Annotated in this window: 24 protein-coding genes and 1 pseudogene; 19 read left to right on the top strand and 6 right to left on the bottom strand. The window is 50.7% G+C overall.

Going from position 1 to position 24034, the window contains the following annotated elements:
* Positions 1-557: 557 nt before the first annotated feature.
* From M3223_RS20385 to M3223_RS20345, 9 genes and pseudogenes are all read left to right on the top strand, one after another.
* Positions 558-758 (top strand): annotated as a pseudogene (locus M3223_RS20385) (thiol reductant ABC exporter subunit CydC); the annotation flags it as partial.
* A gap of 238 nt (positions 759-996) precedes the next feature.
* A complete protein-coding gene (locus M3223_RS20380) occupies positions 997-1314 on the top strand; it encodes a hypothetical protein (protein WP_251565067.1) in 318 nt (105 codons plus the stop codon).
* Between the two features lie 38 nt (positions 1315-1352).
* Positions 1353-2453 carry a hypothetical protein gene (locus tag M3223_RS20375; protein ID WP_251565065.1) on the top strand — a complete coding sequence of 367 codons (1101 nt, stop codon included), beginning with the start codon at positions 1353-1355 and terminating at the stop codon, positions 2451-2453.
* 165 nt (positions 2454-2618) lie between these two features.
* On the top strand, positions 2619-2915 hold the full coding sequence (locus M3223_RS20370; RefSeq protein ID WP_251565063.1) for a hypothetical protein: 297 nt from the start codon (positions 2619-2621) through the stop codon (positions 2913-2915).
* Between the two features lie 51 nt (positions 2916-2966).
* Complete coding sequence (locus M3223_RS20365) at positions 2967-3647, top strand: PspA/IM30 family protein (RefSeq protein WP_251565060.1); 681 nt, start codon at positions 2967-2969, stop codon at positions 3645-3647.
* A 6-nt stretch (positions 3648-3653) separates the two neighbouring features.
* Positions 3654-4142 carry a PspC domain-containing protein gene (locus M3223_RS20360; protein ID WP_251565058.1) on the top strand — a complete coding sequence of 163 codons (489 nt, stop codon included), beginning with the start codon at positions 3654-3656 and terminating at the stop codon, positions 4140-4142.
* A 4-nt stretch (positions 4143-4146) separates the two neighbouring features.
* On the top strand, positions 4147-4857 hold the full coding sequence (locus tag M3223_RS20355; protein ID WP_251565056.1) for a PspA/IM30 family protein: 711 nt from the start codon (positions 4147-4149) through the stop codon (positions 4855-4857).
* A 170-nt stretch (positions 4858-5027) separates the two neighbouring features.
* Positions 5028-6023: a sensor histidine kinase gene (locus M3223_RS20350; protein ID WP_251565054.1), complete on the top strand. Its 996-nt coding sequence runs from the start codon at positions 5028-5030 to the stop codon at positions 6021-6023.
* Entirely contained in the window at positions 6020-6703 is a 684-nt protein-coding gene (locus tag M3223_RS20345) for a response regulator (RefSeq protein ID WP_251565052.1), read from the top strand. The genes M3223_RS20350 and M3223_RS20345 overlap by 4 nt, the downstream gene beginning before the upstream one ends.
* Before the next feature lie 15 nt (positions 6704-6718).
* Here M3223_RS20345 and M3223_RS20340 read toward each other — a convergent pair whose 3' ends face one another.
* Entirely contained in the window at positions 6719-7402 is a 684-nt protein-coding gene (locus M3223_RS20340; RefSeq protein ID WP_251565050.1) for a hypothetical protein, read from the bottom strand.
* Positions 7403-7545: 143 nt separating this feature from the next.
* Complete coding sequence (locus tag M3223_RS20335) at positions 7546-8070, bottom strand: hypothetical protein (protein WP_251565048.1); 525 nt, start codon at positions 8068-8070, stop codon at positions 7546-7548.
* Positions 8071-8181: 111 nt separating this feature from the next.
* Here M3223_RS20335 and M3223_RS20330 point away from each other — a divergent pair, with 111 nt between their 5' ends.
* The 3 genes from M3223_RS20330 (at position 8182) to M3223_RS20320 (ending at position 12574) form a co-directional block, all read left to right on the top strand.
* Positions 8182-9051 (top strand): hypothetical protein, encoded by an 870-nt coding sequence (locus M3223_RS20330; protein WP_251565045.1) that lies wholly within the window; start codon positions 8182-8184, stop codon positions 9049-9051.
* Positions 9052-9161: 110 nt separating this feature from the next.
* Complete coding sequence (gene zwf / locus M3223_RS20325; protein WP_251565042.1) at positions 9162-10718, top strand: glucose-6-phosphate dehydrogenase; 1557 nt, start codon at positions 9162-9164, stop codon at positions 10716-10718.
* 275 nt (positions 10719-10993) lie between these two features.
* Positions 10994-12574 (top strand): peptide chain release factor 3, encoded by a 1581-nt coding sequence (locus M3223_RS20320; RefSeq protein ID WP_251565040.1) that lies wholly within the window; start codon positions 10994-10996, stop codon positions 12572-12574.
* A 94-nt stretch (positions 12575-12668) separates the two neighbouring features.
* Here the strand turns inward: M3223_RS20320 and M3223_RS20315 are convergent, their stop codons facing one another.
* Complete coding sequence (locus M3223_RS20315; protein WP_251565038.1) at positions 12669-13043, bottom strand: VOC family protein; 375 nt, start codon at positions 13041-13043, stop codon at positions 12669-12671.
* A gap of 167 nt (positions 13044-13210) precedes the next feature.
* Here M3223_RS20315 and M3223_RS20310 point away from each other — a divergent pair, with 167 nt between their 5' ends.
* Both M3223_RS20310 and M3223_RS20305 read left to right on the top strand, forming a co-directional pair.
* Positions 13211-14209 (top strand): LacI family DNA-binding transcriptional regulator, encoded by a 999-nt coding sequence (locus M3223_RS20310; protein ID WP_251565036.1) that lies wholly within the window; start codon positions 13211-13213, stop codon positions 14207-14209.
* A 36-nt stretch (positions 14210-14245) separates the two neighbouring features.
* On the top strand, positions 14246-15436 hold the full coding sequence (locus M3223_RS20305) for a Gfo/Idh/MocA family protein (RefSeq protein ID WP_251565033.1): 1191 nt from the start codon (positions 14246-14248) through the stop codon (positions 15434-15436).
* 90 nt (positions 15437-15526) lie between these two features.
* On the opposite strand, the gene sspI is transcribed toward M3223_RS20305, so the two are convergent.
* On the bottom strand, positions 15527-15739 hold the full coding sequence (sspI, locus tag M3223_RS20300) for a small acid-soluble spore protein SspI (RefSeq protein ID WP_251565031.1): 213 nt from the start codon (positions 15737-15739) through the stop codon (positions 15527-15529).
* Between the two features lie 131 nt (positions 15740-15870).
* Here sspI and M3223_RS20295 point away from each other — a divergent pair, with 131 nt between their 5' ends.
* Both M3223_RS20295 and M3223_RS20290 read left to right on the top strand, forming a co-directional pair.
* Positions 15871-16554 (top strand): potassium channel family protein, encoded by a 684-nt coding sequence (locus tag M3223_RS20295; protein WP_251565029.1) that lies wholly within the window; start codon positions 15871-15873, stop codon positions 16552-16554.
* Entirely contained in the window at positions 16551-17360 is an 810-nt protein-coding gene (locus M3223_RS20290; RefSeq protein ID WP_251565027.1) for a TrmH family RNA methyltransferase, read from the top strand. Before M3223_RS20295 ends, M3223_RS20290 begins: the two co-directional genes overlap by 4 nt.
* Before the next feature lie 136 nt (positions 17361-17496).
* Here M3223_RS20290 and M3223_RS20285 read toward each other — a convergent pair whose 3' ends face one another.
* Both M3223_RS20285 and M3223_RS20280 read right to left on the bottom strand, forming a co-directional pair.
* Positions 17497-19014, bottom strand: a complete 1518-nt coding sequence (locus M3223_RS20285; protein ID WP_251565025.1) for a response regulator transcription factor — start codon at positions 19012-19014, stop codon at positions 17497-17499.
* Complete coding sequence (locus M3223_RS20280; protein WP_251565023.1) at positions 18992-20806, bottom strand: sensor histidine kinase; 1815 nt, start codon at positions 20804-20806, stop codon at positions 18992-18994. The genes M3223_RS20285 and M3223_RS20280 overlap by 23 nt, the downstream gene beginning before the upstream one ends.
* 161 nt (positions 20807-20967) lie before the next feature.
* Here M3223_RS20280 and M3223_RS20275 point away from each other — a divergent pair, with 161 nt between their 5' ends.
* The 3 genes from M3223_RS20275 to M3223_RS20265 are packed head-to-tail and all read left to right on the top strand — an operon-like array spanning position 20968 to position 24018.
* Positions 20968-22302: an ABC transporter substrate-binding protein gene (locus tag M3223_RS20275; protein ID WP_251565021.1), complete on the top strand. Its 1335-nt coding sequence runs from the start codon at positions 20968-20970 to the stop codon at positions 22300-22302.
* A gap of 31 nt (positions 22303-22333) precedes the next feature.
* Positions 22334-23203 carry a carbohydrate ABC transporter permease gene (locus M3223_RS20270; protein ID WP_251565019.1) on the top strand — a complete coding sequence of 290 codons (870 nt, stop codon included), beginning with the start codon at positions 22334-22336 and terminating at the stop codon, positions 23201-23203.
* Entirely contained in the window at positions 23200-24018 is an 819-nt protein-coding gene (locus M3223_RS20265; protein ID WP_251565017.1) for a carbohydrate ABC transporter permease, read from the top strand. Before M3223_RS20270 ends, M3223_RS20265 begins: the two co-directional genes overlap by 4 nt.
* Positions 24019-24034 lie beyond the last annotated feature (16 nt).

The following is a 24034-nucleotide window of genomic DNA, read 5'->3' as shown; positions in this document are numbered from 1 at the left end:
GCTGTAAGTTGAACCTGTACGCATAATACAAGCATTGCAGAAAGAGCGGGAATTGGATCCGGATGCGAGCGCCGATACGCCGCTCCAGGCTGGCCAATTCCCCGCTCCGTCTGTATTCGGGACGGAGGTTCTCTTTTGAGTTACCACTTAACGGCTGCAGGAATCAATAGCTCTTTCGAGTGCTTTCCGTATTTTCACCAAGTTTTCAGAAAGTGTTGACCCTTTCTTTAACGTTTAGGGACAAAGGCGTGTCAGCGATTGAATTGCTAAGAGACAAAGATATAATTTTAATTATCAGGTTTAAGCAGGTTTGTCCGATCTGCAATCTCTCATAATTCTGCGGGCACAACATCTTACTTTGTGAAAAAATTCTCAAATGAATCAAATCACATAGCTAAGATGAGGCGAAGGTGTAAGAAGAGTTTCCAAACCTGATCTAAATGCTGTGTAACGGCTAGCAAGCCTGAGCAAAGCACAATAATGGAACAGAGTTTGAAAGGAGGCTGTTAGAAATGGCAATTGATCAGTGCTGTGGAGTAAGCTGGTGACAGGCATGACCGCCGCTGTATACATTGATTGTCCTCACCCCGATGGTCAAATTGCCCGGCCTGCTGCGGGCGGCAAGCCGTTATGGCGAACGTTTGTATTCTCACCGGGCGACATTCTCCATGCTTAGCCGTCTGCGCACATCCTTTTTTGCCAAGCTTATTCCACTAACCCCCGGTATATTGAATAAAAATCGAAGCGGGGATTTGCTTTTGCTGAATGGAGAAGAACATTCCGACGAGCAGTTGTTGCATGTTCTGGCAAAAGCGCAGCTGCCCCATGCATCGTTGAGTGATCCCGTATTGAATGGCAGATGGTCGGAGAAGCCTGAAATGCAAGATTAAAAATTAAAATAAATAAGGCAGCCAGATAGCTCTTCTGAGCCTTCTCAAAAAATACCGCTATTATAAAATAGCAAAGAGATGATACAGAAGGGACATTACATGACTGATGCTTATGAAAATTGGAGCTGCCTTCGGATTGGTTTTTATTGCGGTTATTGTTTTTATTATTCCCTTTTCTTTTGAGCCGCCTGGCGGCACCCGCATGGTAGCCGACCATACAAATCAGACTTATATCGCACCTCCCTGCTTCGATGAAGCCAACCTGACGAATAACCTGGCCGAAGTGGATTGGTCTTGGGTAAAGGAATCGGGCTACAAGGCAGATTCAGCCTGCACTTCGGATAAGCTGGCGACAGCAAAAGAGACGTTAGGAGAAAAGTTTGCCCAGCTGCTGGGGCTGTCCAAAAGCCCTTGGGCTTGGTGAATTTTTGTCCAGAATCTTAGCTGTGGAGGCGGTGCGGGATGCAGGTTGAGTATGCCATTGAGTTCCCCAGAATATTTGCCATAACGGAACGGTTTATAGATGTATTTTCCATTATGCTGCTGCTCGGGATCTTTTATTTCAGAAGCTGCCTTTGGCCGGTCGTTCAAGCTAAGGTCGAGCTCCGAACCATCATTCGTCTGGAAAGAATCGCTGCAGCAGCAGTTCTTTATGCGGCGATTCTATCAGGCGGCTTCGATTGGATTTCCATAACGAAGGTTATTGTCGGCGCAGTCTGGCTCGTAATCGCTTTTGAACGATCAGAGTCTTCCTTCCGGATTGCCAGTGTGAAAATATTCCTGTCTATAATTCTGATTACTACGGTTGCAGCCGGCAACAACCGGGAGCTGGGCGGCTTTGAGAACATAGCCCCGTTAATTATTGCCGCCATGAGCTTCTGCGGCCAGCTTATCTGGTTAGGCGGAGGGCTCGGATTGTGGTTATCCGCTCAAAATCATGCGGGCTTGGCGACGGTTCAGTTGAAATCGCTAACGGACAGGTTCATGTCCTGGGCTTTGTTCAGCCTTCTGTTTATTCTTTTTCCAGAGCTGATAGCGCTATTGCAAGGCGAGTTCTCACCCATCAGGCTCTTTATTCCCCTGGTTATCGCTGGAATGGTTTACGTCTATTCACGCTCCAAGGACATAATTAAACCCGGCATTCTTCACTTGAATATCCTCCTTCTGATTTTTCTGATTGCCCATGCTTCAATTCTGTCGGTCAGCTCCCCATCCCGTGAGGCTGAGCCGTTCTATTGGCATGTAATGGGGACGGAGGCTCATATGTCATTGCGTATTATTCCTCAAACAGAGCAAGCGAGGCTGGACGCATGGCTTCCTACAGGAATGGGAAAACCGGCAGAGGCCGCAGTTGAATTAAGCAAGGAAGGGGCAAAGGTCCAGCTGCCTTTTTCCTTTAAGGAAGGAGGTCCGGATCCCTTTGGTTATGAGGGCTTCGACAAATACACCTATTTGGCTTCAGGGGAATATCTCGATAGCCCCGGAATATGGACTTTGTCCGTTACCGTGAAGGATAGCAAGGGCCGAGTTCATGTATTCAAAAAGAAGCAATTCGTTAATTGACGGAGCGGATGGCCTTGCATTGCGGCATTGGGCTGAGTCTTGCCCCGACCTGAGTCCAGGTCGAGAAACGTTCCAAGGTCCGTTTTGAGAAGACGGAATCTAACCTAGAATAAGGACATAAGCAAACGACTACTACTTAAGTCTGGAAGGCGGTGACAATCAACGATGAAAAAGAATTCCACGCTTGGCCTGATCTTGATTGCAGCAGGTGTCCTGGTCGCAATGAAATTTCTCGGCCTCGGCCATGTGATTGGCTGGCTCGTATCCCTGTTGTTCCCTGTAATTCTGCTCGGCCTCGGTTACATCGGCTGGAGAAACGGAAACCGGCTGATCGGCGGCATCTTGGCCTTTATCGGCGCAATCATGCTGCTTGGCAAGCTTTCCGGTCTGATCCTGGCGCTTCTGGCGATCGGACTGATCGTATGGGGCGTAGCCAAGATTAAGGATAACCGTTCCTACTAACCGCACGAAGCCAACCTTTCGCACTAGCGTCTTACGAGGAGGATTAAAACGATGAGCATCATTCGACGAGTCCGGGATATTACCTTGGCTACCCTGAACGAGCATCTTGAAAAATCGGAGGATCCCGTTAAGCTGATCGACCAATTCCTGTGGGCGACCCGGGAAGAGATCATTCAGTCGGAACGCCTCCATTCCCAATATTCCACGCACAGCCACCATTTGAAAATGCAGTGGCTCCAGGCGGAGCAGCAAAAGGAAAAGCGGGAGCAGCAAGCAGTCACGGCGCTCAAAGCCGGAGAAGAGCAGCTGGCTCGCATCGCGCTTCACGAAAAGGCGTCTGCCGATGAGCGCGCCGCCCAATATAAAGAGCTGTACGAGCAAAGCCGTCTCAACATGGAAGACCTCGAACATACGCTGCAGGAGATGCGCAGCGAGTATCAGATTGTATACGATAAACGCGAATACTACTCCGCCCGCATGGAGTCGCTGAAGCTTCAGCAGCGCATGAACTCGCGTTACGGTTCAACGGGATCTGGACTTAACGGCGGCAAGCCGGAAGGCATGTTCCGCAGGCTCGATGACCGGATCAGCGGCATGGAGCATGAGGCGCGCAGCCTGCGCGAGCTCAGACAGGGCGGACCGGAATCCATTCATGGACGCGCCAGCGTTCCAAATGCGGCTGTCGAGCATGAGCTGGAGCAGCTGAAACGCAAGCTAGGACAAGGAGGTTAACCGATCATGAAGCAACTGTACCGGTCTAGACATAAAAAAATCATGGCCGGGCTCTGCGGCGGACTATCCGATTATTTCAACGTAGATGCCAATCTGCTGCGTATTCTAGTGATCATTTTGACGATCTGTACAAGCGGCGCCGTGATTTTAGTGTACATCCTGGCTGCCCTTGTTATTCCGAAGGAGCCGGTTTATAACGACTATCCGCCAGGCGGCTTTGGCCCATACGGCGGTTACAACGATCCGGGCAGAGGGTACCAGGAGCCGCGCTTCGGCCGCGGTGAAGGAAGAGGACGCCAGCAAGGTCCTTATGGCGGCCCTTACCGCAACCCGTCGCAATTCGACGGCGGCAATGCCGGGCAGCAGTGGGGTGCGGAGACGGAGCCGACGGCGTCAGAGCTGGACAAAATGATGGACGATCTGGAGAAAAAAGCGCTCCGCAAGGAGCTTGAAGAAGTAAAAGCCAAACTTTCGAAGTACGAGAAGGGAGAATAACAACATGGGTATTTTCAAACGGATGAAAGATATTACGAAGGCGTCGATGCACGAGGTATTGGATAAGATGGAAGATCCGGTCGTTATGCTGAATCAGTACCTGCGTGATATGGAGCAGGAGATTCATCAGGCAGAGGTGACCGTTGCCAAACAAATGGCTAATGAGCGCCGCATGCAGCAGCGTCACGAAGAGGCTCAGCGCAGCGCAGCTGACCGCGACAGCAAGGCGGAAGCCGCTCTGCGCTCCGGACAAGAGGATCTGGCCCGCACACTGCTGGAGGAGAAGCTGTACTTCGAAGAAAAAACCGAAGAATTCAGCCGCCTCCATGGGGATGCCAAAGCTCAAGCCGAAGACCTCAAGCATCAGCTGTACGGCATGAAGGACGAATTTTACCAGCTGCGCAACAAGCGTAATGAGCTCGTAGCACGCGCTCAGATGGCAAAAGCGAAAAAGCAAATTTCTCAAACGTCATCGGTAAATAATCTGGATAACGGCAGCGCGTCCCGCGGCTTCAACCGCATGGAGGAGAAAATTCTGCGTATGGAAGCCGAGGCTGATGTTATGCGTACGCCTTACGGTCCAGGAGCAGGAACAGGAGCGTACCGTTCCCAGGTTAAGCCGGAGAACCAGCTTAAAGTTGAAGAGCAGCTGCAACAGCTCAAAAACAAGCTGAACCCTCCGCAGGCGGAGCAAAACTCCTCCGACGATAACTAAAAGGCCCTTGAGGGCCTGCAATCGGGCAGGAATCGTTAAGCAATCGCATCAGCAAGCCCTGTTCAGTCAGCTACAGCTGCCTGTCGGGGCTTGTTTTGCTTGAGGGGGGCTCCTGCTTGTCCAGACACCGCATGAAGCGTTAAAGTAGAGATAGAGAGGGGGATTCGAAGTTGGCGGTCAAAAAACCTCCGGGACAGGAAAGAGAAACAAACCGGCGCAACAGCATGGAAATTCTGATTTGGCTGCTTATTATATTGGGGCTGCTGCTTATTTTGCTGCAGGGAATCGGTTATGTGGAGTTTTTCGCGCTGCAGGGTAAAGCCGCCCTTTACGGCCTCTCCATAATTGCGGTCGGTTTGGCGGCAGTGGCTCTTAAAAGCACCGTTCAGACGACACGGCTTCGCGAAACGCTGCGTAAGCTAAATCAACAGCAGAGCAGACGCAAGGCGATTACGATTCCATCCTCCGGCGAGCAGTCGGAAGCGGAGACGCAGGAGCAGCAGGCGCAGGAGGATTGGCGGGAGCAGGTGAAATTTACTGCTGTCATTGAAGAACGCCAGCGGCTTGCCCGCGAGCTTCATGACGCCGTCAGCCAGCAGCTGTTCGCTATTTCGATGACGGCGACGGCGGTAAGCCGGACGATTGAGAAGGATTGGGAGCGCGCCCGCAGACAGGTTCAGCTCATTGAAGAGATGGCTGCAGTGGCGCAATCCGAGATGAGGGCGCTGCTGCTGCATCTGCGGCCGGTTCATCTGGAAGGGAAAACGTTGGCGCAGGCGCTGGAACGGCTCGTTTCCGAGCTGCAGGCTAAAGTGCCGATGGACATCAGCATTCAGGTTGATCGCAGCATTTTGTTCCACGCAACAGCTGAGGATCATCTGTTTCGCATCGCTCAGGAAGCTTTGTCCAATACGCTCCGCCATGCGAAGGCATCCAAAATGGACATAACTCTAGTACGAGACGGACAAATGGCCAAGCTAAGCTTTACGGATAATGGGACCGGATTCGATCAAGAAGAAAAGAAGCAGGCTTCCTACGGCCTTTTGACGATGGAAGAGCGAATTCACGAGCTGGGCGGCCGCATTGCTATTATGACGGCTCCAGGTGAAGGCACAGCCATTGAAATGTGGGTGCCGATTGAGGACGGAAAGGGGTTAGGCGTATGAGCAGAGCGCTTGGCAAGGAAGAAGGGCCAGCGCAGTCGGTGCGCGTGCTGTTAGTAGACGATCATGAAATGGTGCGAATCGGACTCGCTGCCGTACTGGATACAGAGGAAGGCATTGAAGTTGTAGGCGAGGCGGGCAACGGCAGGGACGGTGTGCGGCTTGCATTGGCCTATACGCCGGATGTCGTTCTGATGGATCTTGTCATGGAAGAGATGGACGGCGTAGAAACGACGCGCCAGATTATGGAGCAGCTGCCGGACACTAAAGTGATTGTGCTGACCAGCTATTTGGATGACAGCAAGCTGTATCCGGTTATTGAGGCCGGTGCGTTCAGCTATTTGCTCAAAACGTCGAGGGCGAGCGAAATTGCGGAAGCGATCCGCGCCGCCTCACGCGGCCAGTCCGTGCTGGAGTCCCAGGTTGCTGCAAAAATGATGAACCGCTTCCGCCAGCCGAAGCAAAGCATGCAAAAAGCTCCGCATGAGGAGCTTACGGAGCGGGAGATGGATGTGCTGAAGCTTGTGGCGCAGGGGTTGTCCAATCAAGAAATTGCGGACAAGCTGTTCATCAGCATCAAAACGGTGAAATTCCATGTGACCAATGTGCTCAACAAACTTGGTGTGGAAGACCGGACGCAAGCCGCCATTTATGCGCATAAACATGATCTGGCCTTGGAATAAGCGGGTGGTACTCGCCTAGATGCTTTCGTGAATCAGCCAGCTCTGTGCTGCCAATCGGTCCTCCAGCATGCCATCCTCGTTGTAAGGGCAATAAGGCAGCGAAATGGAGCTGCTCAGCAGAGCGCGGGCAGGCTGTTGCATATAACCAGCGAGGATCTCTTCTGCGCACGGAAGCAATCCTTCGGCATCAAATAACGCGGAGATTACACCATCCGGCTGCTCCTCCAGCAGTCGTCTCAGCCGAATGCGATCAACCTGCCAAGGCCCTTCCGGCAGACCGGAGAAGCCGGCTTTGCTTCCTGCCGGATGTTCATGCAATCGGCGGAGCTCCGTTTCTACATAGGAGGCCAGGCTTGCGCTGCAGCGAAAATAAAGCAGGCCGAGCGAATTCCATTGCTCCTCCAGCTCAAACACCGTATTGGTAATTCCGTTCAAGTCGGGATTAAAGCGCAGATGCAGACTGCGGCGGCGTTCTCTCATCCGGCGAATGGCCTGCCAAGCGCGATTAACCTCCTCGCTCCAGCGAGCCGTATCTTCCATAGAACGCTGAACGCGGGAACGAGCTTCTTCATAAAAAGGATGCAGCTGCAGCTCCAGCTGCCGTCCCCGGATTACGGAATCAGCCTGGAGAGCGGTTCGCTGTACAGGAGCGGAACGCTCAACCAGTGAGCGCGGGCGAAGCCGTTGAATGCTGTTCACTATGGGAATTCTCCTTTAGTGGAATTTTAATTACGGTGCAGCGAAACACGGCTATCCATTACCCTTTTCAGGTCGATATGTAAACAGCAGCCTGCAGCATTTCCATTCGGGAACTTGCTGCGGGCTGTTTTTTTGTTGCTGAATTAAACAAGCAAAAACAGAAAGGCAAGCGCGGCCAAGCTGACGGCCAAGGCGGTGCCATAATAGCCAAATTCGTTGCGGTTGGGAGGAATTGGGGAAAACCCTCCGAATCCATTACGGAAAGGCGAGAATCCTAGTGGATTTCCACCGAATCCAAACGGAGAGTATGCCGCTGATATCGCGGCTCTTTGCCGGGCGGGCTGTGCTATTGCAGAAACGGCGGCTAAAGGCTTTTCGCCGGATCCGTATGGATAACCAGGACCAAACGGAACCGCTTTGTTTTTACGGGCAGAGGAGTTTTTAGACTTTTTCGATTTCTTCTTTTTCAATTTGGCTGATTTTGCTGAAATTCCTGCTTTTGGAATACTGCCGTTCTGAAGTTTTTCTCCGCCATTCAAATAAATTTGTCCATCACCGCATGCCGACAACACTCCGGTATGCCGGGTACCATCCTGGAGCACCAAGCATACGGGCAATCCGCAATAAGGCCGAATATAATCTTCATGCAAAATCCTGATCGGAACCATGTTAGGCTCATCCTTTCGGGCAAAGTTAGGCTGATGACGACAGTATATTCACCTATGAGCTCATGCGTATGGTCAAACACCCATTTCTTATAAGTGAAAGGGGAATGATTCATGAACCCTCCACAAGGCGCGAAGCGCAAACGGCCGCTGCAGGCAATCGGAATTGTCGCAGCCGGGCTTTTGCTTGCGATGCTGGCTACCCTTTATTCTGCCGGTGCTAGCGGTTCTCTTGGCTGGAGTCTGCCGGATCGTCCTGTGGAAGCGGAGCAGATCCGTTCTGCTTCGGCGCAGGATATAGGGCGGTTATGGCATTGGTCGGACGGCGAGCTGCAAGGCGGGGCTGCAAACGGCAGCTGGGAGCTGAAATGGATCGTGAAAGGCCTGACTGAATCGGACGCAGGCGGATTAGCCGAAAGGCTCGGCATCCCTCAATCAGATTTAAAGCCGGAAGAGAATGAGTCAGACGGTCATTCGGGCATTCTATGGCAGGCGGACCATGAGACGGCAGGCGGAAAAATGACTGCAGCGGCCGTCAAGGTAGGCGGAGATGCAGCGGATCAGGTACTGACGATTCTAAGGTTCTATCCTGCCGGACATGTTCAGCGAAGCCTTCTGGAGAGCATCGACGTCAAAATCCGCGAGTTGGTCCACGATACCGGGACGGCAGCCGAGCCGCTGCTAAGCTTAAGGCTGAGCGGGCAAAAGCTTCGTGCGGACAGCGTGCAAAGGATAGGGCAAGCGGCGGGCGCATCCAGTTTGGACGAGTATCGGGATGAAGCAGTTCTAATTCGTACGTATGCCTCTAATGGCGTGGATGCGTCAATCCGTCTAGATCTAGGAGATCGGGAGTCCGAAGCAAGCCTGCAAATTGCAGAAAGGCTGCCCCAAACTGCAGCCAAACAGCCGGCTGATGCTGCTGTGACAATCGGTATACCGCTAATTTCAGGAGAGGCGTTGGATGTGCAACATGAAGGAACGTGAAGCGACCATGAAGATTAGGTGAGATCAATAGCGGTTGAAGCATCGATATGATACACTACATACCATATCAACCCGATCCAACCAAAATTTACGACGAAAGAATGAGGAACATGAACTACTCTAACAAACAGGAACTGACAGCCGCCGAAGGCGCGGTCTACTATCTGTTCGGAGCCACCGGCGATCTGGCGCGGAGGAAGCTGTTCCCGGCGCTGTTTTCCTTATATAAAGAAGGCAAACTGGCGGAGGATTTCGCCGTTGTCGGCCTAGCGCGCCGTCCGCGCGACAACGAGCAGTTCCGTCAAGATATCTATGAGTCGATTCAGGAATTTTGCCGTTATAAGCCGACCGATCAAGAGCTGTGGGAGCGTTTTGCGGAGCATTTTGTTTACATGCCGCTCGATATTCATAATGTAGAAGGCTTCCGCGAGCTGGATCGTTTGTCCACCGACTTGGACAAAAAATTCGGTATCAACGGAAACCGCCTCTTCTATCTGGCGCTTGCGCCGGAGCTGTTCGGGCCGGTATCGTTCAACCTTCGTGACGGTGGCCTGCTGGAGTCCAAAGGCTGGCATAAACTCGTTATCGAAAAACCATTTGGCTACGATCTGGAATCGGCCCGTGAGCTGAACAGCCAGCTGAGCCAAGTGTTCAAAGAAGAAGAAGTGTACCGGATTGACCACTACCTCGGCAAAGAGATGGTGCAAAACATCCAGGTGTTACGCTTCGCCAACCAGCTGTTCGAGCCGCTTTGGAACAAAAATCATATTGCCAACGTGCAAATTACGCTGTCGGAGACGGTCGGCGTTGAAGAGCGCGGCGGTTATTATGATCATTCCGGCGCGCTGCGCGATATGGGCCAGAATCATATTTTGCAGATGATTACGATGATCGCGATGGAGCCTCCGGGACGTATGCATCCGGAAAGCCTGCGCGACGAAAAGGTGAAGGTGCTTCGTTCGCTGCGTCAGTTCGGCGACAGCGAGGATGTGCGCGGGCATGTCGTTCGCGGTCAGTATTCGGCCGGCAGCAGCAGAGGCAAGGATCTTCCAGGTTACCGTGAAGAAGAAAAGGTAGATCCGGTTTCTTCAACGGAGACGTATTTTGCAGCAAAAGTATTTGTAGACAATTTCCGCTGGGCGGGAGTGCCGTTCTACATCCGTACAGGCAAACGCCTTCCGGTCAAAACGACCGAGGTTGTAATCGAGTTCAAAAACGTTCCTGACAACGTGTTGTTCGCGAAACGCCATAACCTTGGCCCGAATCTGCTTGTTATCCGCGTCAATCCGATGGAGGGCATCTATCTTAAGATCAACGCCAAACGTCCTGGATCTGACAACGAGGTTCAACCGGTAGCAATGGAGTTCTGCCAAAGCTGCCAGATCGGCATTAACACTCCAGAAGCCTACGAGCTTCTGATCTATGATGCGGCGCGCGGCGATTCCACGTACTTCACCCGTTGGGACGAAGTAGCGGCAGCCTGGACATTTGTTGACCGGATCGCAGCCGCATGGCGCGAGTCGTCCGAGGACCTGCGCTCGTATCCTGCAGGATCTTGGGGACCGAAGGAAGCGGAAGCTCTGCTGGAGCAGGACGGTTACTTCTGGTGGCCGGTTAACGGCCAAGCGGAAGACAACGTGATTTGGGTAAGCGGAAACGGCAAATAAGCCTCTGCTGACTTGGCATAGAAATTAACTCTTAATCCTGTTCGGGTTCCCGGACAGGATTTGAGGCGTTTACGGCGCGTTAGGATGGAATTTGCTTGCGCGGAGCAGGTGTTACAGGGTTTAATGGAATGTGGGACTGCGGCTGGCCGCTGTCCAATCCAATCATCGAGGAATTTTAAGCTTGATAAAGCCGATTTGATTCAGGAAGCCGATCCGCTTCCGGGAGCACATTTCTAATACGAAGGACATTAATAGAAGCAAGCAAGGAGACTCTTATGACATTAATCAATGAAATTAAACAAGAGGTGGACAAACGGCGCACCTTCGCCATCATTTCCCACCCTGACGCCGGTAAAACGACGCTGACCGAAAAGCTGCTGTTGTTCGGCGGCGCAATCCGCGAAGCTGGCTCCGTAAAAGCGCGTAAAGCGAGCAAACACGCCACTTCCGACTGGATGGAAATTGAGAAACAGCGCGGTATTTCGGTTACCTCTTCCGTCATGCAGTTTGACTATAACGGACATCGCGTAAATATTTTGGATACACCGGGCCACCAAGATTTCAGTGAAGACACGTACCGCACGCTCACAGCTGCGGACAGCGCCGTCATGCTTATCGACGTTGCCAAAGGCGTCGAGGCTCAGACGATCAAGCTGTTCCAGGTTTGCCGCCGCCGCGGAATTCCGATCTTTACCTTTATCAACAAGCTGGACCGGGAAGGGCAAAGCCCGTTTGATCTGATGGAGGAGCTGGAGCGCGTGCTCGGCATCCGTTCAGTACCGATGAACTGGCCGATCGGCATGGGCCGCGAGCTTTGCGGTGTATACGACCGGATGAAAAATCAGGTCGAGCTGTTCCAGGGCAATGACCATTCTACGATTGAGGTTAACAAGGTGGAAAACTTCCGTGATCCTGTTATCCGAGAGATGGCCGGGGATTATTTGGCCGATCAGCTGGAGCAGGAGCTGGAGCTGCTTGATGTAGCCGGCGACCAATTCGATTTTGAAAAAGTTCGGGCGGGCGAGTTGACACCGGTGTTTTTCGGCAGTGCCGTCAACAACTTTGGCGTGCAGACGTTTTTGGAGAACTTCCTGCAGCTGGCGCCAAAACCAACGCCGCGCAACAGCACCAACGGTGAGATCGAGCCTACGAACGAGAAGTTCAGCGGATATGTGTTCAAAATTCAGGCGAATATGAATCCGGCCCACCGCGACCGTATTGCTTTTCTGCGTATTTGCTCCGGCCGTTTCGAGCGCGGCATGAGCGTGAAACATGTGCGCCTTGGCAAAGATATTAAGCTGTCGCAGCCGCAGCAGTTTCTGGCTCAGGACCGGGACATCGTCGAGGCGGCATATCCAGGCGATATTATCGGCTTGTTCGACCCCGGCATTTTCCGGATTGGTGACACGCTGTCGCAGATGAAGGAGATCGAATTTGACGAGCTCCCGACATTCTCTCCTGAGATTTTCGCCAAGGTATCGATCAAAAATGCGCTGAAGAAAAAGCAGTACGAAAAAGGCATCGACCAGCTGACGGAGGAAGGGACCATACAGGTGTTCCAATCCGCAAGCGGCTTCGAGGATACGATTCTTGGCGTAGTCGGCCAGCTCCAATTCGAGGTATTTGAATACCGGATGAAGGCTGAGTACGGCGTTGATGTCATCCTGCAGCGCATGCCGTTCCAGTTCGCGCGCTGGATCGTCGATGATAAAATCGATCCGTCCAAGTTCCGCATCAACTCGACATTGGTGAAGGACAAAAAAGGGAACTACGTTGCATTGTTCGAAAATGAGTACGCGATGCGGACGGCAGTAGATAAAAATCCGACGTCCAAGTTTTTGGAGACAGCTCCTTAAGTGGTTTACTGAAGCTGGATGAAATAAAACAAAGCCAGCCGGTCTCGACCGGCTGGCTTTTACTGCTGGTGAAGTTAATGAAGCCTTTCCACGGTTAAGCGAACAGACTGATGCTGTTGCCGTCCGGATCCTGCACAATGGCGTACCGCTGTCCCCAGAACGCATCCCACGGCTCGCGCAGCCCATATCCATGCTCGGCTAGCTTTGCATAAACGGCGTCTACGTCCTCAGAGCTGGAGCATTTAAAAGCAAGCTCGATGCGGTGCCCCGTCGGCTCTACCCAATCTCCGTACACCTGAACCATCGTCTCTTGGATATCAAATGCAAGACGGACGCCTTCCTGATCCACCTCAACATGAGTGTTTTCATTTTCTGACTCAGGAATGTCCAGGCCAAGCATGCGGTAAAAATTAAGCGACGTCCTCATTTCTTTTACGACAATTCCAACGAGATCCAGCTTAATTCCCATTTTCTCAGCTCCCTTGTCCATTTAATACATTCAGTATAACGTTCATGGGAGATTGGAAGAAAGCGGTTGACAGAGGAAAATGTCCTATGAGAAAATGTACGCGCGTACATTAATCGGTTATAGATTTTAAATGAAGGCAATTAGGCACAGCAAATGAGGTGATTAATATGCGCAAACTGGTAGCAGAAATGGCCGGAGTGTCTGAAGCGACAGTATCACGTGTGTTCAGCGGCTCCGATACGGTCAAGGAAAACACCCGTTCCAAAGTGTTGAAGGCAGCGCAGGAGCTCGGTTATGTGCCGAATGAGCTGGCGCGCCAGCTAGCCCGTAAAAAAAGCGGCAATCTCGGCGTTATTTTGCCTTATGTGCCCAAAGCAAGGCTCTTCTCCACTTATTATTTTTATGAAATGTTAGGCGGCATCAGCGAGGCGGCTCAGGAGCATGGAGTAAATTTGCTGCTGCTGCATCGCAAGCCGGATGAAAACGGCAACTATGAGCTGCTGTTCAGGCAGCAGAAGGTCGATGGCTTAATCGTGTTAGGCGCGCGCGAGGTGACGGAGGAGCGGGAGGAGCTGCTGCAGATGGATGCGGAGGGCAGGCCTTTTGCCTTTGTTAATCAGCGGATGGATGGACTAGAGCATCGGGCCGTCGAGGCGGATCACCGGCGGGGAAGTTTTCTTGCTTGTGCTCATTTGCTGGAGCAGGGCTGGGATAAGCCGGCTTTTGTCAAAGGGCCGGGCGACTTCTCCAACACGCTGGACCGGCTGGAGGGCTTCCGCGATGCGCTGCCGGATGAGCTGAAAACGAGCCACGCGGAGCTGCAAGGCAACTATAGCCGTACGAGCGGGCTGGCGCTTGCCGAGGAAGCGGCTAGTCTGCTGCGTTCAGGCATTGCGGACGCGTTTGCAGCGGCCAATGACCGAATGGCAATAGGGCTGCTGCAAGGACTAAAACAGCGTGGGTTTGAAGCGGGACAAGACTACGGATTGACTGGTTTTGACGACTCCGACGGCGCCCGTTTGACCGATCCGGCGCTTACCTCCATAGCAGCGTCTTTTTTCGAGACCGGCCGGGAGGCGGCGCTGATTGCGCTGAAAGTGAATTCAACGCCTGCGGCCAAGCTGCCTGTACAGCTCGTCGTGCGGGAATCCAGCTTGCGCGGCTGATGTGTCATTCTATATACATGAAGGGAGATCGGAATAATGTCAGCTTCTAACCCGAAAAAGCAAGGCAAACTTCGCGTCGGTATGGTCGGCTACAAGTTTATGGGCAAGGCGCATAGCAATGCGTACCGGGCGATGCCGATGTTTTTCAGCGAGGCGCCCCTGCAGCCGGAAATGGCCGTAATATGCGGACGCGACCCCGAAGGGACCGAATTGGCACGTTCGCAGTTTGGCTGGCAGGAGCTCGAAACAGATTGGCGCAAGCTCGTTCAGCGCGACGATATCGATATCATTGACATAAATACTCCGAGCGATTCTCACCTGGATATTGCTATTGCCGCAGCTCAATCCGGCAAGCATATTTTGTGCGAAAAGCCGCTTGCTGTTACACTTCAGGATGCCCGAAAGATGCTCCATGCAGCGGAAAAAGCAGGCGTGAAGCATATGACCGGTTTTAATTACCGGTTCGTTCCGGCAGTGCGTCTGGCTAAAAAACTGTTGGATGAGGGCAGGGTAGGCAAGATTTATCATTTCCGGGCTCGTTTCCTGCAGGATTGGCTCGTTGATCCCGAATTTCCTCTCGTCTGGCGGCTGCGCAAGGAGATTGCAGGCTCAGGAGCGCAGAGCGATTTGGGAGCGCACATCGTTGATTTAGCCCGTTATCTCGTCGGGGAGTTCGAAGAAGTGGTCGGCATGAGCGAGACGTTCATCAAGGAACGTCCGCTGCCCCGGGAACTTTCGGGAAACAAAGATAACTCCAGTACAGAGCGCGGTCAGGTTACAGTAGACGATGCAGCCGTGTTTATGGCGCGTCTGGAAGGCGGCGTTCTTGGAAGCTTTGAGGCGTCGCGATGCGCACCGGGCCATAGGAGTTTGAATACGTTTGAGATCAACGGAAGCGAAGGGAGCATCCGTTTCGACTTTGAACGAATGAACGAGCTGAGCGTTTACTTCACCGGAGACGACGACGATGTACAAGGGTTCAGGCGTATACTGTGCACGGACCCCGCCCATGAATATGCGGATGCGTGGTGGCCGCCTGGGCACACGATCGGATTTGAGCATACGTTTACGCATGAGGTACTGGAGCTGATGAACGCCATTGCGGAGGACCGCCTGCCCTCGCCGAGCTTTGCGGACGGAGTCAGATGCCAGGAGGTGCTGGAGGCGGTTGAGCAGTCCATTGCAGAGCGGCGCTGGGTGTCGCTGGCGGAGTTGGCGGAGAGCTGAAGTATTGTGGAGCAATTCACAAGCATGCAAAAAGCCAAAGGCTGGGCCTTTGGCTTTTTGCGTTAATTGCCTCAGCTGTTTTGTGCTGCTTCAAGCGTTTTGAAGATGTCCGTGCAGCTTTGACACAAGCGATTGCTGTTCTTCCGCTGCGCTGTCTTTCCAGATCATTTCGAACAGAACGCCAAGGCCCGGAAGCGCTTTTTCGTCACTATCAATGGATTCACGGATGATTTCGTCGAGCTCTTCCCGGGACTTGTCCTGAACGATCTGGGCAATGGCCTGCCTCAGGTTAAATGAATTCAATACGCTCACTCCCCCTGTTGGATGATTCTGTTTAGAGTGCCCTTTTCGTCGGGATGACATTCGGGAAAGCTGCCATTTGTTATGGTATAATGTTCGTTACAAGCGGGAGTGGAAAGGCGGAATGGTGGAGCATGCGCAAAAAGCAGTTTGCCGTCATCGGCATGGGCCGGTTCGGCTCCAGTGTAGCCCAGGCGCTGTCAGAAATGGGCTTTGAGGTGCTGGCGGTAGACAGCGATGAGGACCGCATTCAGGAGGTCGCGTCCATCGTTACTCATGCGGTATCGGCCGATACGACCGATGAGGAAGCGCTGCGCGCAATCGGAATGCGCAATTTTGACGTTGTAGTTGTCGCCATTGGGGAAGACATCCAGGCGAGCATTTTAACAACACTGATTCTCAAGGATTTAGGCGTGCCATATTTGATTGTCAAAGCGCAGAACGAGCTGCACGGCAAGGTACTGGGCAAAATCGGAGCCGACCGCGTTGTGTACCCCGAGCGGGATATGGGACTTCGCGTTGCGCATCATCTGATTTCGCCAAGCGTGCTGGATTTTATCGAGCTTTCGCCGGATCACGGCATCATTGAAATCCAAGCGCCCGACGCAATGATCGGTCGCACGCTCAAGCAGCTGGATATCCGGTCCCGGCATCGCTGCAACGTGCTGGGCATTAAAAATAACGGCAAAATGGACATTACCCCGATGGCGGATCATGTGATTAAACCGGAGGACATTCTGGTCATCGTAGGTGCAAATAAGGATTTGCTGAGTCTTGAGGTCGCCTATGCGGTGGAGCGGGAAGTGAAAAACCGATGACGGCGGAGCTGGTTTTAACTTCAACAGGCAATTCCCGGGTGAAGGCTTGGGCCTCGCTGCTGGAGACGAAACACCGGAACCGCACGGGGCAGTTTTTGGCCGAAGGCATACATATGCTGGTTGAAGCGCTTGAATGCGGGGCTGCGGTACGCACCATCGTGTACGATGCAGAGCGGGGGCTGCCCGCCGAGCTGCTGGAGCCGCTGCGCCTCCATGGCGCCGGGGTTGAGCTAGTAGCTGCGGCTCGCTCTGTTATTGCGAAATGCACCGGCACAGACTCGCCGCCGCCAGTGTTCGGCGTAGTTGACAAGCCAGTCGCAGACCATACGGCGCTATTTCGCGAAAAAGGCCTTGTCGTCGTGCTGGACGGCGTACGCGACCCGGGCAACGCCGGAACGATTATCCGCAGCGCAGATGCCGCTGGAGCGGACGCCGTAGTGCTTGGCAAAGGTTGTGTGGACTTGTACAATCCCAAAACAGTCCGCTCAACGATGGGCTCTCTCTTTCATCTTCCCGTCGTGGAAGGCGACTTGGCCGAGCTGCTGCCGGAGGCGCGCGCCAAGGGCATGGCGATTGCGGGCACAAGCCTGCAGGCAGCGCGGAACTGCTACGAATGCGACTTTACCGGACCGCTCTGGCTGCTGCTCGGCAACGAGGCGGACGGACTGTCCGAGACTTCACTGCAGCAGCTTGACTACGGAGTCATCATTCCGATGAAGGGCCGCACTGAGTCGCTGAATGTGGCGATGGCGGCAACGGTTGTGCTGTATGAGGCATTGAGGCAGCGGGAGTTTGCAACAACGTAACCTGCTCACAAACCGTTCTCAAATTCAAAAAAGACTGGAACTAGGTTATCGATTTATCAAACCATTTCCAGTCTTTTTGTTTTGTTATAGTCCTCCTTAAGTAAGTGATCGATTATTACCTCATATGAGATCTAATTTAATCTATACTATTTTTGTATTCTGTTGGGCTGTATCCTGTATATTGTTTGAAGACTTTGCTGAAGTAAAAGGGATCCGTATAACCTACATGTTGCGCTACTTCCTTAATAAGTACAAAGGGATGCTCCCGAAAAAATCGACAAGCCTCGTCCATACGGATTTTGATTAGGTAGTCCGGAATCGAGGTCTGATAAATACGCTTGAATACCCGATTTAAATACGCTGGATGAAGTTGGTATGCATCTGCGATACTAGTTAACGAAATGTTCTCATGATGATGCTGCTGCATATATTGCATAGCTTCTTTAGCCCAGTCTCGCTGGACAGTTTGATCTTGTTCCGAGCGAAAAAAATAGGAACCCCAAATTTCGGTGACATTGGTGTGTAAATCAGAGATGGTTCGCGATCTCCAAACCTCTTCATAGATTTCGGTCTCCATAGCCTGCTTATTCTGAAAAGTGCTCTGAAAGGAATCTTTTAGTAAGGTATGCAGTAAATGAGATGTGTGCATAAGCAGAAATTCCCAGCCTTTTCGAGTAGACAGAGCGGCATGACGGGCTTGTTCATGAAACAAAATATCCAGTTCTTTGGAGAATAGTTGCTTCTGCTGCTTGTCAACAAACTGGGCAAGACGGGACAAAAGGGGGTGAAGTGTTGCAAACAGAGGATTCAGATCCATTGAAACATCATCGGAAACCCAAAAGCCGCTTCCCTCGAAACGACTTTTCTCACGAGATTGTTTCTTGCATTCAGCGAGAAGTGCTGGAATGGGCTGAAGGCCTTTCAAAGAAAGAGCGGCTGCTGTCGTAACTCCCGAATTTGAATGCGAGACTTTTTGAATTGTTTGGGTCCAAATCGTACGCCGTTCAGTGGACCAAGTGTGAAGACCGAACAAATAGGTGATCTCGTTTCCCGAACTGGATGATAGCGGGGTAGCCTTTTCTCCCTCCGTCAGCGTTGCAATCATAGGTTTTAGTAGGTCAGGTGACAAGTTATTCATCGGAGACCAAGCACTCACTATAACGTAGTAGGCTTGGTAGAATAGTTCCTTAGCAATTCCTCTCCACTCACTCTCCGTACTGTACGAATCTGCCGCCTCAACAATACGCTTCGCCACTTCGTGTTCAAGCAATTCCATATCGTACGAGAGTTTATTTTTCATTTTATTCAACAATTCCATAATGTCTGCGTCCGTTACAGGTTTGAGCAGGTAGTCCGTAATTCCGAGTTTAATAGCTTCCCGTAAGTACGAAAAGTTGTCATGGCCGCTAAGAATGGCACATTGAACACTGGGCAGTTGCTCTCTCATTTTCCCTATTAATTGAATGCCATTCATTACTGGCATGCAGATGTCTGTAATGATGGCATGCGGTTGCGTCCAATTCAGTTCGACGAGGGCATCTTCTCCATTATTGTAAACACCGACGACTTTAAAGTCGTGGCTCAAGTTACTGATCTTCTCACGAAGATGCCTAAGAATTCGAGGTTCGTCTTCAACGAGAATCACTCGGAACATATCTTTGCTCCTTCCTTATCTGAATGACAAATTCCATGCCCGGCTCTCGTTGTCTAAGGTAGAAACGGACGTCTTCATTCCAGAATAATCGGCAACGGGTTAGTGTATTGACAATGCCCAGATGACCGAGCTCTTGATTGGATAAGGTGAGCAGGTCCCGTAACTGTCCATTGTTCAATTCTTGAATTAGGGATTGCGTCTCGGCAAATGCATCTGCTGTAAATCCGGATCCGTTATCTTGGAGGCGGATTTCCCACGATAAGGATGCTTCAACTTGCTTAGCCGATACTTCTATGTGCCAAGGTGGTCGAACGGACTGAAAGCCATGAGCGAAAGAATTTTCCACAAGGGGCTGCAACAAAAACTTGGGAACAGGCTCATCCTCCAGATGAGGATCGATTTCGACCGAGAATTTAAATTGATCTTCATATCTAAAACGCATGAGCTCCAAATACTGAATTGTATATTGGGATTCCTGCTTTAGCGTTATAACTCTCGTCATAGAGTTGGTCGAATAACGAAGCATCCCACTGAGTTGCTGGGAAATGCGTGCGTATTCAGGGAACCCCGATTCGTCTGCGTAGGAAGCCATGGCATTCAAGGTATTAAATAAGAAGTGAGGATTCATCTGGGCATACATAGCTTGCAAATGAGCTAAACTCTCTCTTTGTTGAAATTGGATTACCTCGTTCAAGGAGTGATTAAGTCGAGCCCTCATTTCCTCGAAAGTTGCATATAATGAGGCGATTTCCTTAGTTTTCTGCAGTTTTTTGACTTTCGAAATGGAGATGCTGTCAATTGTTATCTTCTCGAACTGCCTCTGTAAATACCGTATTGGAGATGCAATACCCGCTGATAACACGTAGGCAATGAGGAATGATGCAATCTCGCCAACGATTGCCAGAATGAAAGTGATTTGTCTTAATTGAACGATTGGCTGCATAATTTCCGACTTCGGCTGCTGAATGAGAATCGTTAATCCGCTAAATTCAGATCGAACCTGGCTCCAGATATCTGTGTCGCTCCCATCGGCCCGTTTGATTTCTAACACGCCTTCTGTCCATCTAGGAATCGTAGGGGGAGCGGCTTTTTCCTGACTATACGGATAAAACACTTCTCCCTCGTCGTTAATGATGTAGACACTTGCCCTCGACGTCGCATTGCGGCCGATTTCTATGGATTGAGCGAGAAGTTCGTAAGACTGTTGAACTTCGACTGCTGTTGGTGGAAAAGCGGCTGGAAAATTAAAGCTTCGAGTTAATGAAAAATAGATCGGATGGTTCTCCTGCCATTCGCTTGGATGGGGAGGAACCAAGAGTTTGTCCCCCTCTAATTTAAACGCTTCTTTTAACCAGTGTGCTTGCTGTATACGCTGCTTCTCATCGGTAACGGTATTCATATTTTGTCCGTAAGTCAGGAAGAAGCCGTCCATGTTAATTAAATTAATTTGCGCTGCAATGAACCAAGGACCATTAAATAATGCAAGCATGGATTCGTACTTTTTCCGCTCCGCGAAGCTCTGGAACGAAGAAGAGTCTTCATTGGCTTGCTCCAATAAATAATTCTTAATTTCAGAGCTGTAAATCACCTGTGCGGAAATCCGGTCCATGTCTTCAATCATATTATCCAGCGTCTCTTGGTATCGAAATAACTGCTGCCGATTGGTCTCTTCTATTTGGATCATAAGATCTTTCGATGTTTGTTTGTAGTATAGATAACTGCTGCTTGCAACCAAGACCGAACTTAGCAATGTAAAGCTGAGTAACAATCGAGTCTGAATGCTAACCTGCATGATTTTTCCTCCCTATAATATTGTAGCACGCAGTATGCAAAATATAGTAAAAGGTTCGATATTTACAGGCCAGAGGTTCACTATCTCCATTCCGAACACATGGTCGAGAGCCTAAAATAAAGATGCAACTCTCGCACTTACACAAATTTGGAGGGGTCCCAATGACTAAAGGTAAAACAGTATTGCCTCTGCTCACGCTCACCATGTTGCTTGCCGCTTGCGGAAATAACACCGACAACGGAAACGCATCGAATAAGGGAAGCAGCGAAGTATCCGGTTCGAAAGCAGCAATAGCATCGCCATCGGTCGAGAATAAGTCGGTCACGCTGAAGGTACTCGTCGCCAGCGACTGGCTGAACGAGAAGAAGTGGCAGAAAGTGTTCGATGACTATGAGGAGAAGACGGGCAATAAGCTGGACATCCAAAGTGCTCCGGTCAATAATTACGCCGACCTTGTCAGCACGCGATTGGCTACGAAGGATGCTCCGGACTTGCTATTCTACTGGGGACAGCCTGGCAACGTGACGAAGCTTCAACCGGAGAAGAACTTGTTGGACTTGAGCAACGAGGAATTCGCATCCCGCATCAATCCGGCGGTGACGAAGTACTTCCTGAAGAACGACGACAAGCTGTATGGCATTCCGGTAACGGGGCTCAACGTGGCAGGCGTTATTTACAACAAGAAGGTATTCTCGGATCTTGGACTCGAAATTCCAAAAACTTATGACGAGTTGTTGACTATAAGTGAAAAGATTAAGGCCGCTGGCATTACGCCGGTGTACGAAGCTGGTAAAGAAGGATGGCCGCTGCAGCTGTTCACCTTCAGTAGCGTTGCAAACGTCATGAAGAAACAGCCGGACTTAATGGAAAAGATCAATACACGCCAAACGACCTTTGATCAGATTCCTGAATTTGTCGACACGCTTCAAAAACAAAGCGATCTGCAAAAGAAAGGCTACCTGAACAAGGACCTGTTTTCCGGAACGTACGACATGTCGCTTGAGCAAGTGGCGACAGGCAAGTCGGCCATGATCTTCCAAGCAGACTGGGCGATCGGTCCTCTCCTGGAGAAGTATCCGGATGCGCAAATTGGGATGTTCCCGATGCCATGGGACGGCGACGGGTATGCGGCGATCTCAGATCCTATCGGCCTGTACGTGCTTAAGAATTCGCCAAAAGCAGAAGCGGCTAAAGATTTCTTGAATTTCTTCAGCAGTCAAGAACAACTGACTAAATACTTCAACGAAGTGAAATCGATTCCGACATGGACGGGGCTGGACGTGCCGCTAAACCCGGGAACAGCCGATATGAATACGTTTGTGGAGCAAGGAAAGGCTATTCCATTCTTTAACTCGCTTGCAGTAGTGGAGATCGGAGATTATCAGTCGATTTTGCAACAATTGTACGGCGGACAGCTGTCACCGAACGAGGCAGCAAAAGGGCTGCAATCCAATATTGATAAGAATGCCAAAGCTGCAGGAATTGCCGGCTTCTAGAGATAAACGCAAGAAAGGGTTGGAGAGAACGATGCTGCATAGAAAAATGTACCCCCTGTGGCTTATTGCTCCCGCATTTGCTATTTATGCCATTCTTTACCTTTATCCGACGTTCTCAGGATTCTACTATTCTCTTACGGACTGGTCGCCTTACAAAGATACTCTTAAATTTGTTGGATTTGATCAATTCGTAGAGTTATTTCACACGAAAAGTATGTATCTCGCCATGAAGAATACTGTTATTTATGCAGTATTGGTGACGATTTTGCAGAACGGGCTCGGGATTCTCCTAGCCCTTCTGTTAAACTCCGCGCTTGCCGGACGAAACTTTTTTCGGGGAATATACTTCCTGCCAAGCATCTTAAGCGCGCTTGTTGTTGGTTATATGTTTACGACCGTCCTCCACAGGGATGGATTATTTAATCAATTCCTGTATTATTTAGGGCTATCGAATCTGCAAAGTGATTGGCTAGGCGATCCGATGCTTGCTCTCTATACCATAACTGCGGTTAACATATGGCAGTGGGCCGGCTCCTCCATGGCCTTATACCTTGCTGGTTTGCAGGGTATTTCAAAGGATATGCTGGAAGCAGCGATTATTGACGGAACAACTAGTGCGCAGCGTCTTCGATATGTCATGCTTCCTACGCTCGCACCAGTGGTTACAATTAGCGTGCTGCTAAGTATGATCGGATCTATGAAGGCGTTTGAAATCATTTTTGTTACAACTGGTGGTGGACCTGGCGGGGCTACCGAGGTCATGAACACGTATATTTTCAAACAGTTCGGATCAGGGCTTTATGCTTACGGTACGGCTGCGAACGTCGTCTTGTTCCTTTCCGTGGCGATTATATCCATTCTCTTGGTCAAGCTGATGCAGAAAGGAGAGACGGCAGAATGAGGACGCGAAAGGGCTTCTGGCTTCGGACAGCGTTAGCGGGATTAGGGAGTTTGCTCATTATTCTGCCGTTACTGCTAGTGGTTTTCGGCTCCTTGAAAAATCCAGCAGAAGCTTCCGAGCTGAACCTTAACTTGCCAAGTCAATGGATGTGGTCGAACTATAAAACCGTGTTCATTGAAGGACGTTTATTAAATGGTTTTAAAAATAGTATTATTGTAACCGCTTCTACAGTTGCGATTACAATCCTTGCAGGCTCCATGTGCGCCTATTTCTTAGCGAGGCGTCAGGGCCGTTGGGTGCAATATCTATTTTTCTTCTTTTTTGCTGGCATGATTGCGCCCCCATCCATGATTCCTACGATCAAACTACTGCAAAACCTACAAATCTCCGGGCAATTTTTCGGTTTGATTCTATTCATGAGCGCGCTAAATCTTCCATTTACCATCTTTATTATGAGCGGGTTTGTTCGCTCCTTATCTAGAGAATTGGATGAAGCGGCGACAATTGATGGAGCGGGGAGCTTTTATACGTTTAGAAGAATTATTTTTCCGTTACTGAAGCCATCCATTGCAACCGTTACCATATTTGTTGCGATGTCTGCCTGGAACGATTTCCTTAATACACTTTATATCATTAGTGACAGTGGCAAGTGGACACTTCCCTTCTCCGTTTATAATTTTGTCTCCCAATATGGAACTCAGTGGCATTATGTATTTGCTGATCTGTTATTAGTCATGTTGCCTATGCTGATCGTATACCTATTCCTTCAGCGATATATTATCGAAGGCATGACAGCCGGATCCGTTAAGGGGTAGTTTACCCTTAGGATAC

The organism is Paenibacillus pasadenensis, assembly GCF_023715725.1.
Taxonomy (GTDB): Bacteria; Bacillota; Bacilli; order Paenibacillales; family Paenibacillaceae; genus Paenibacillus_O; species Paenibacillus_O pasadenensis_A.
This window is presented reverse-complemented; position numbering and strand designations above follow the sequence as displayed.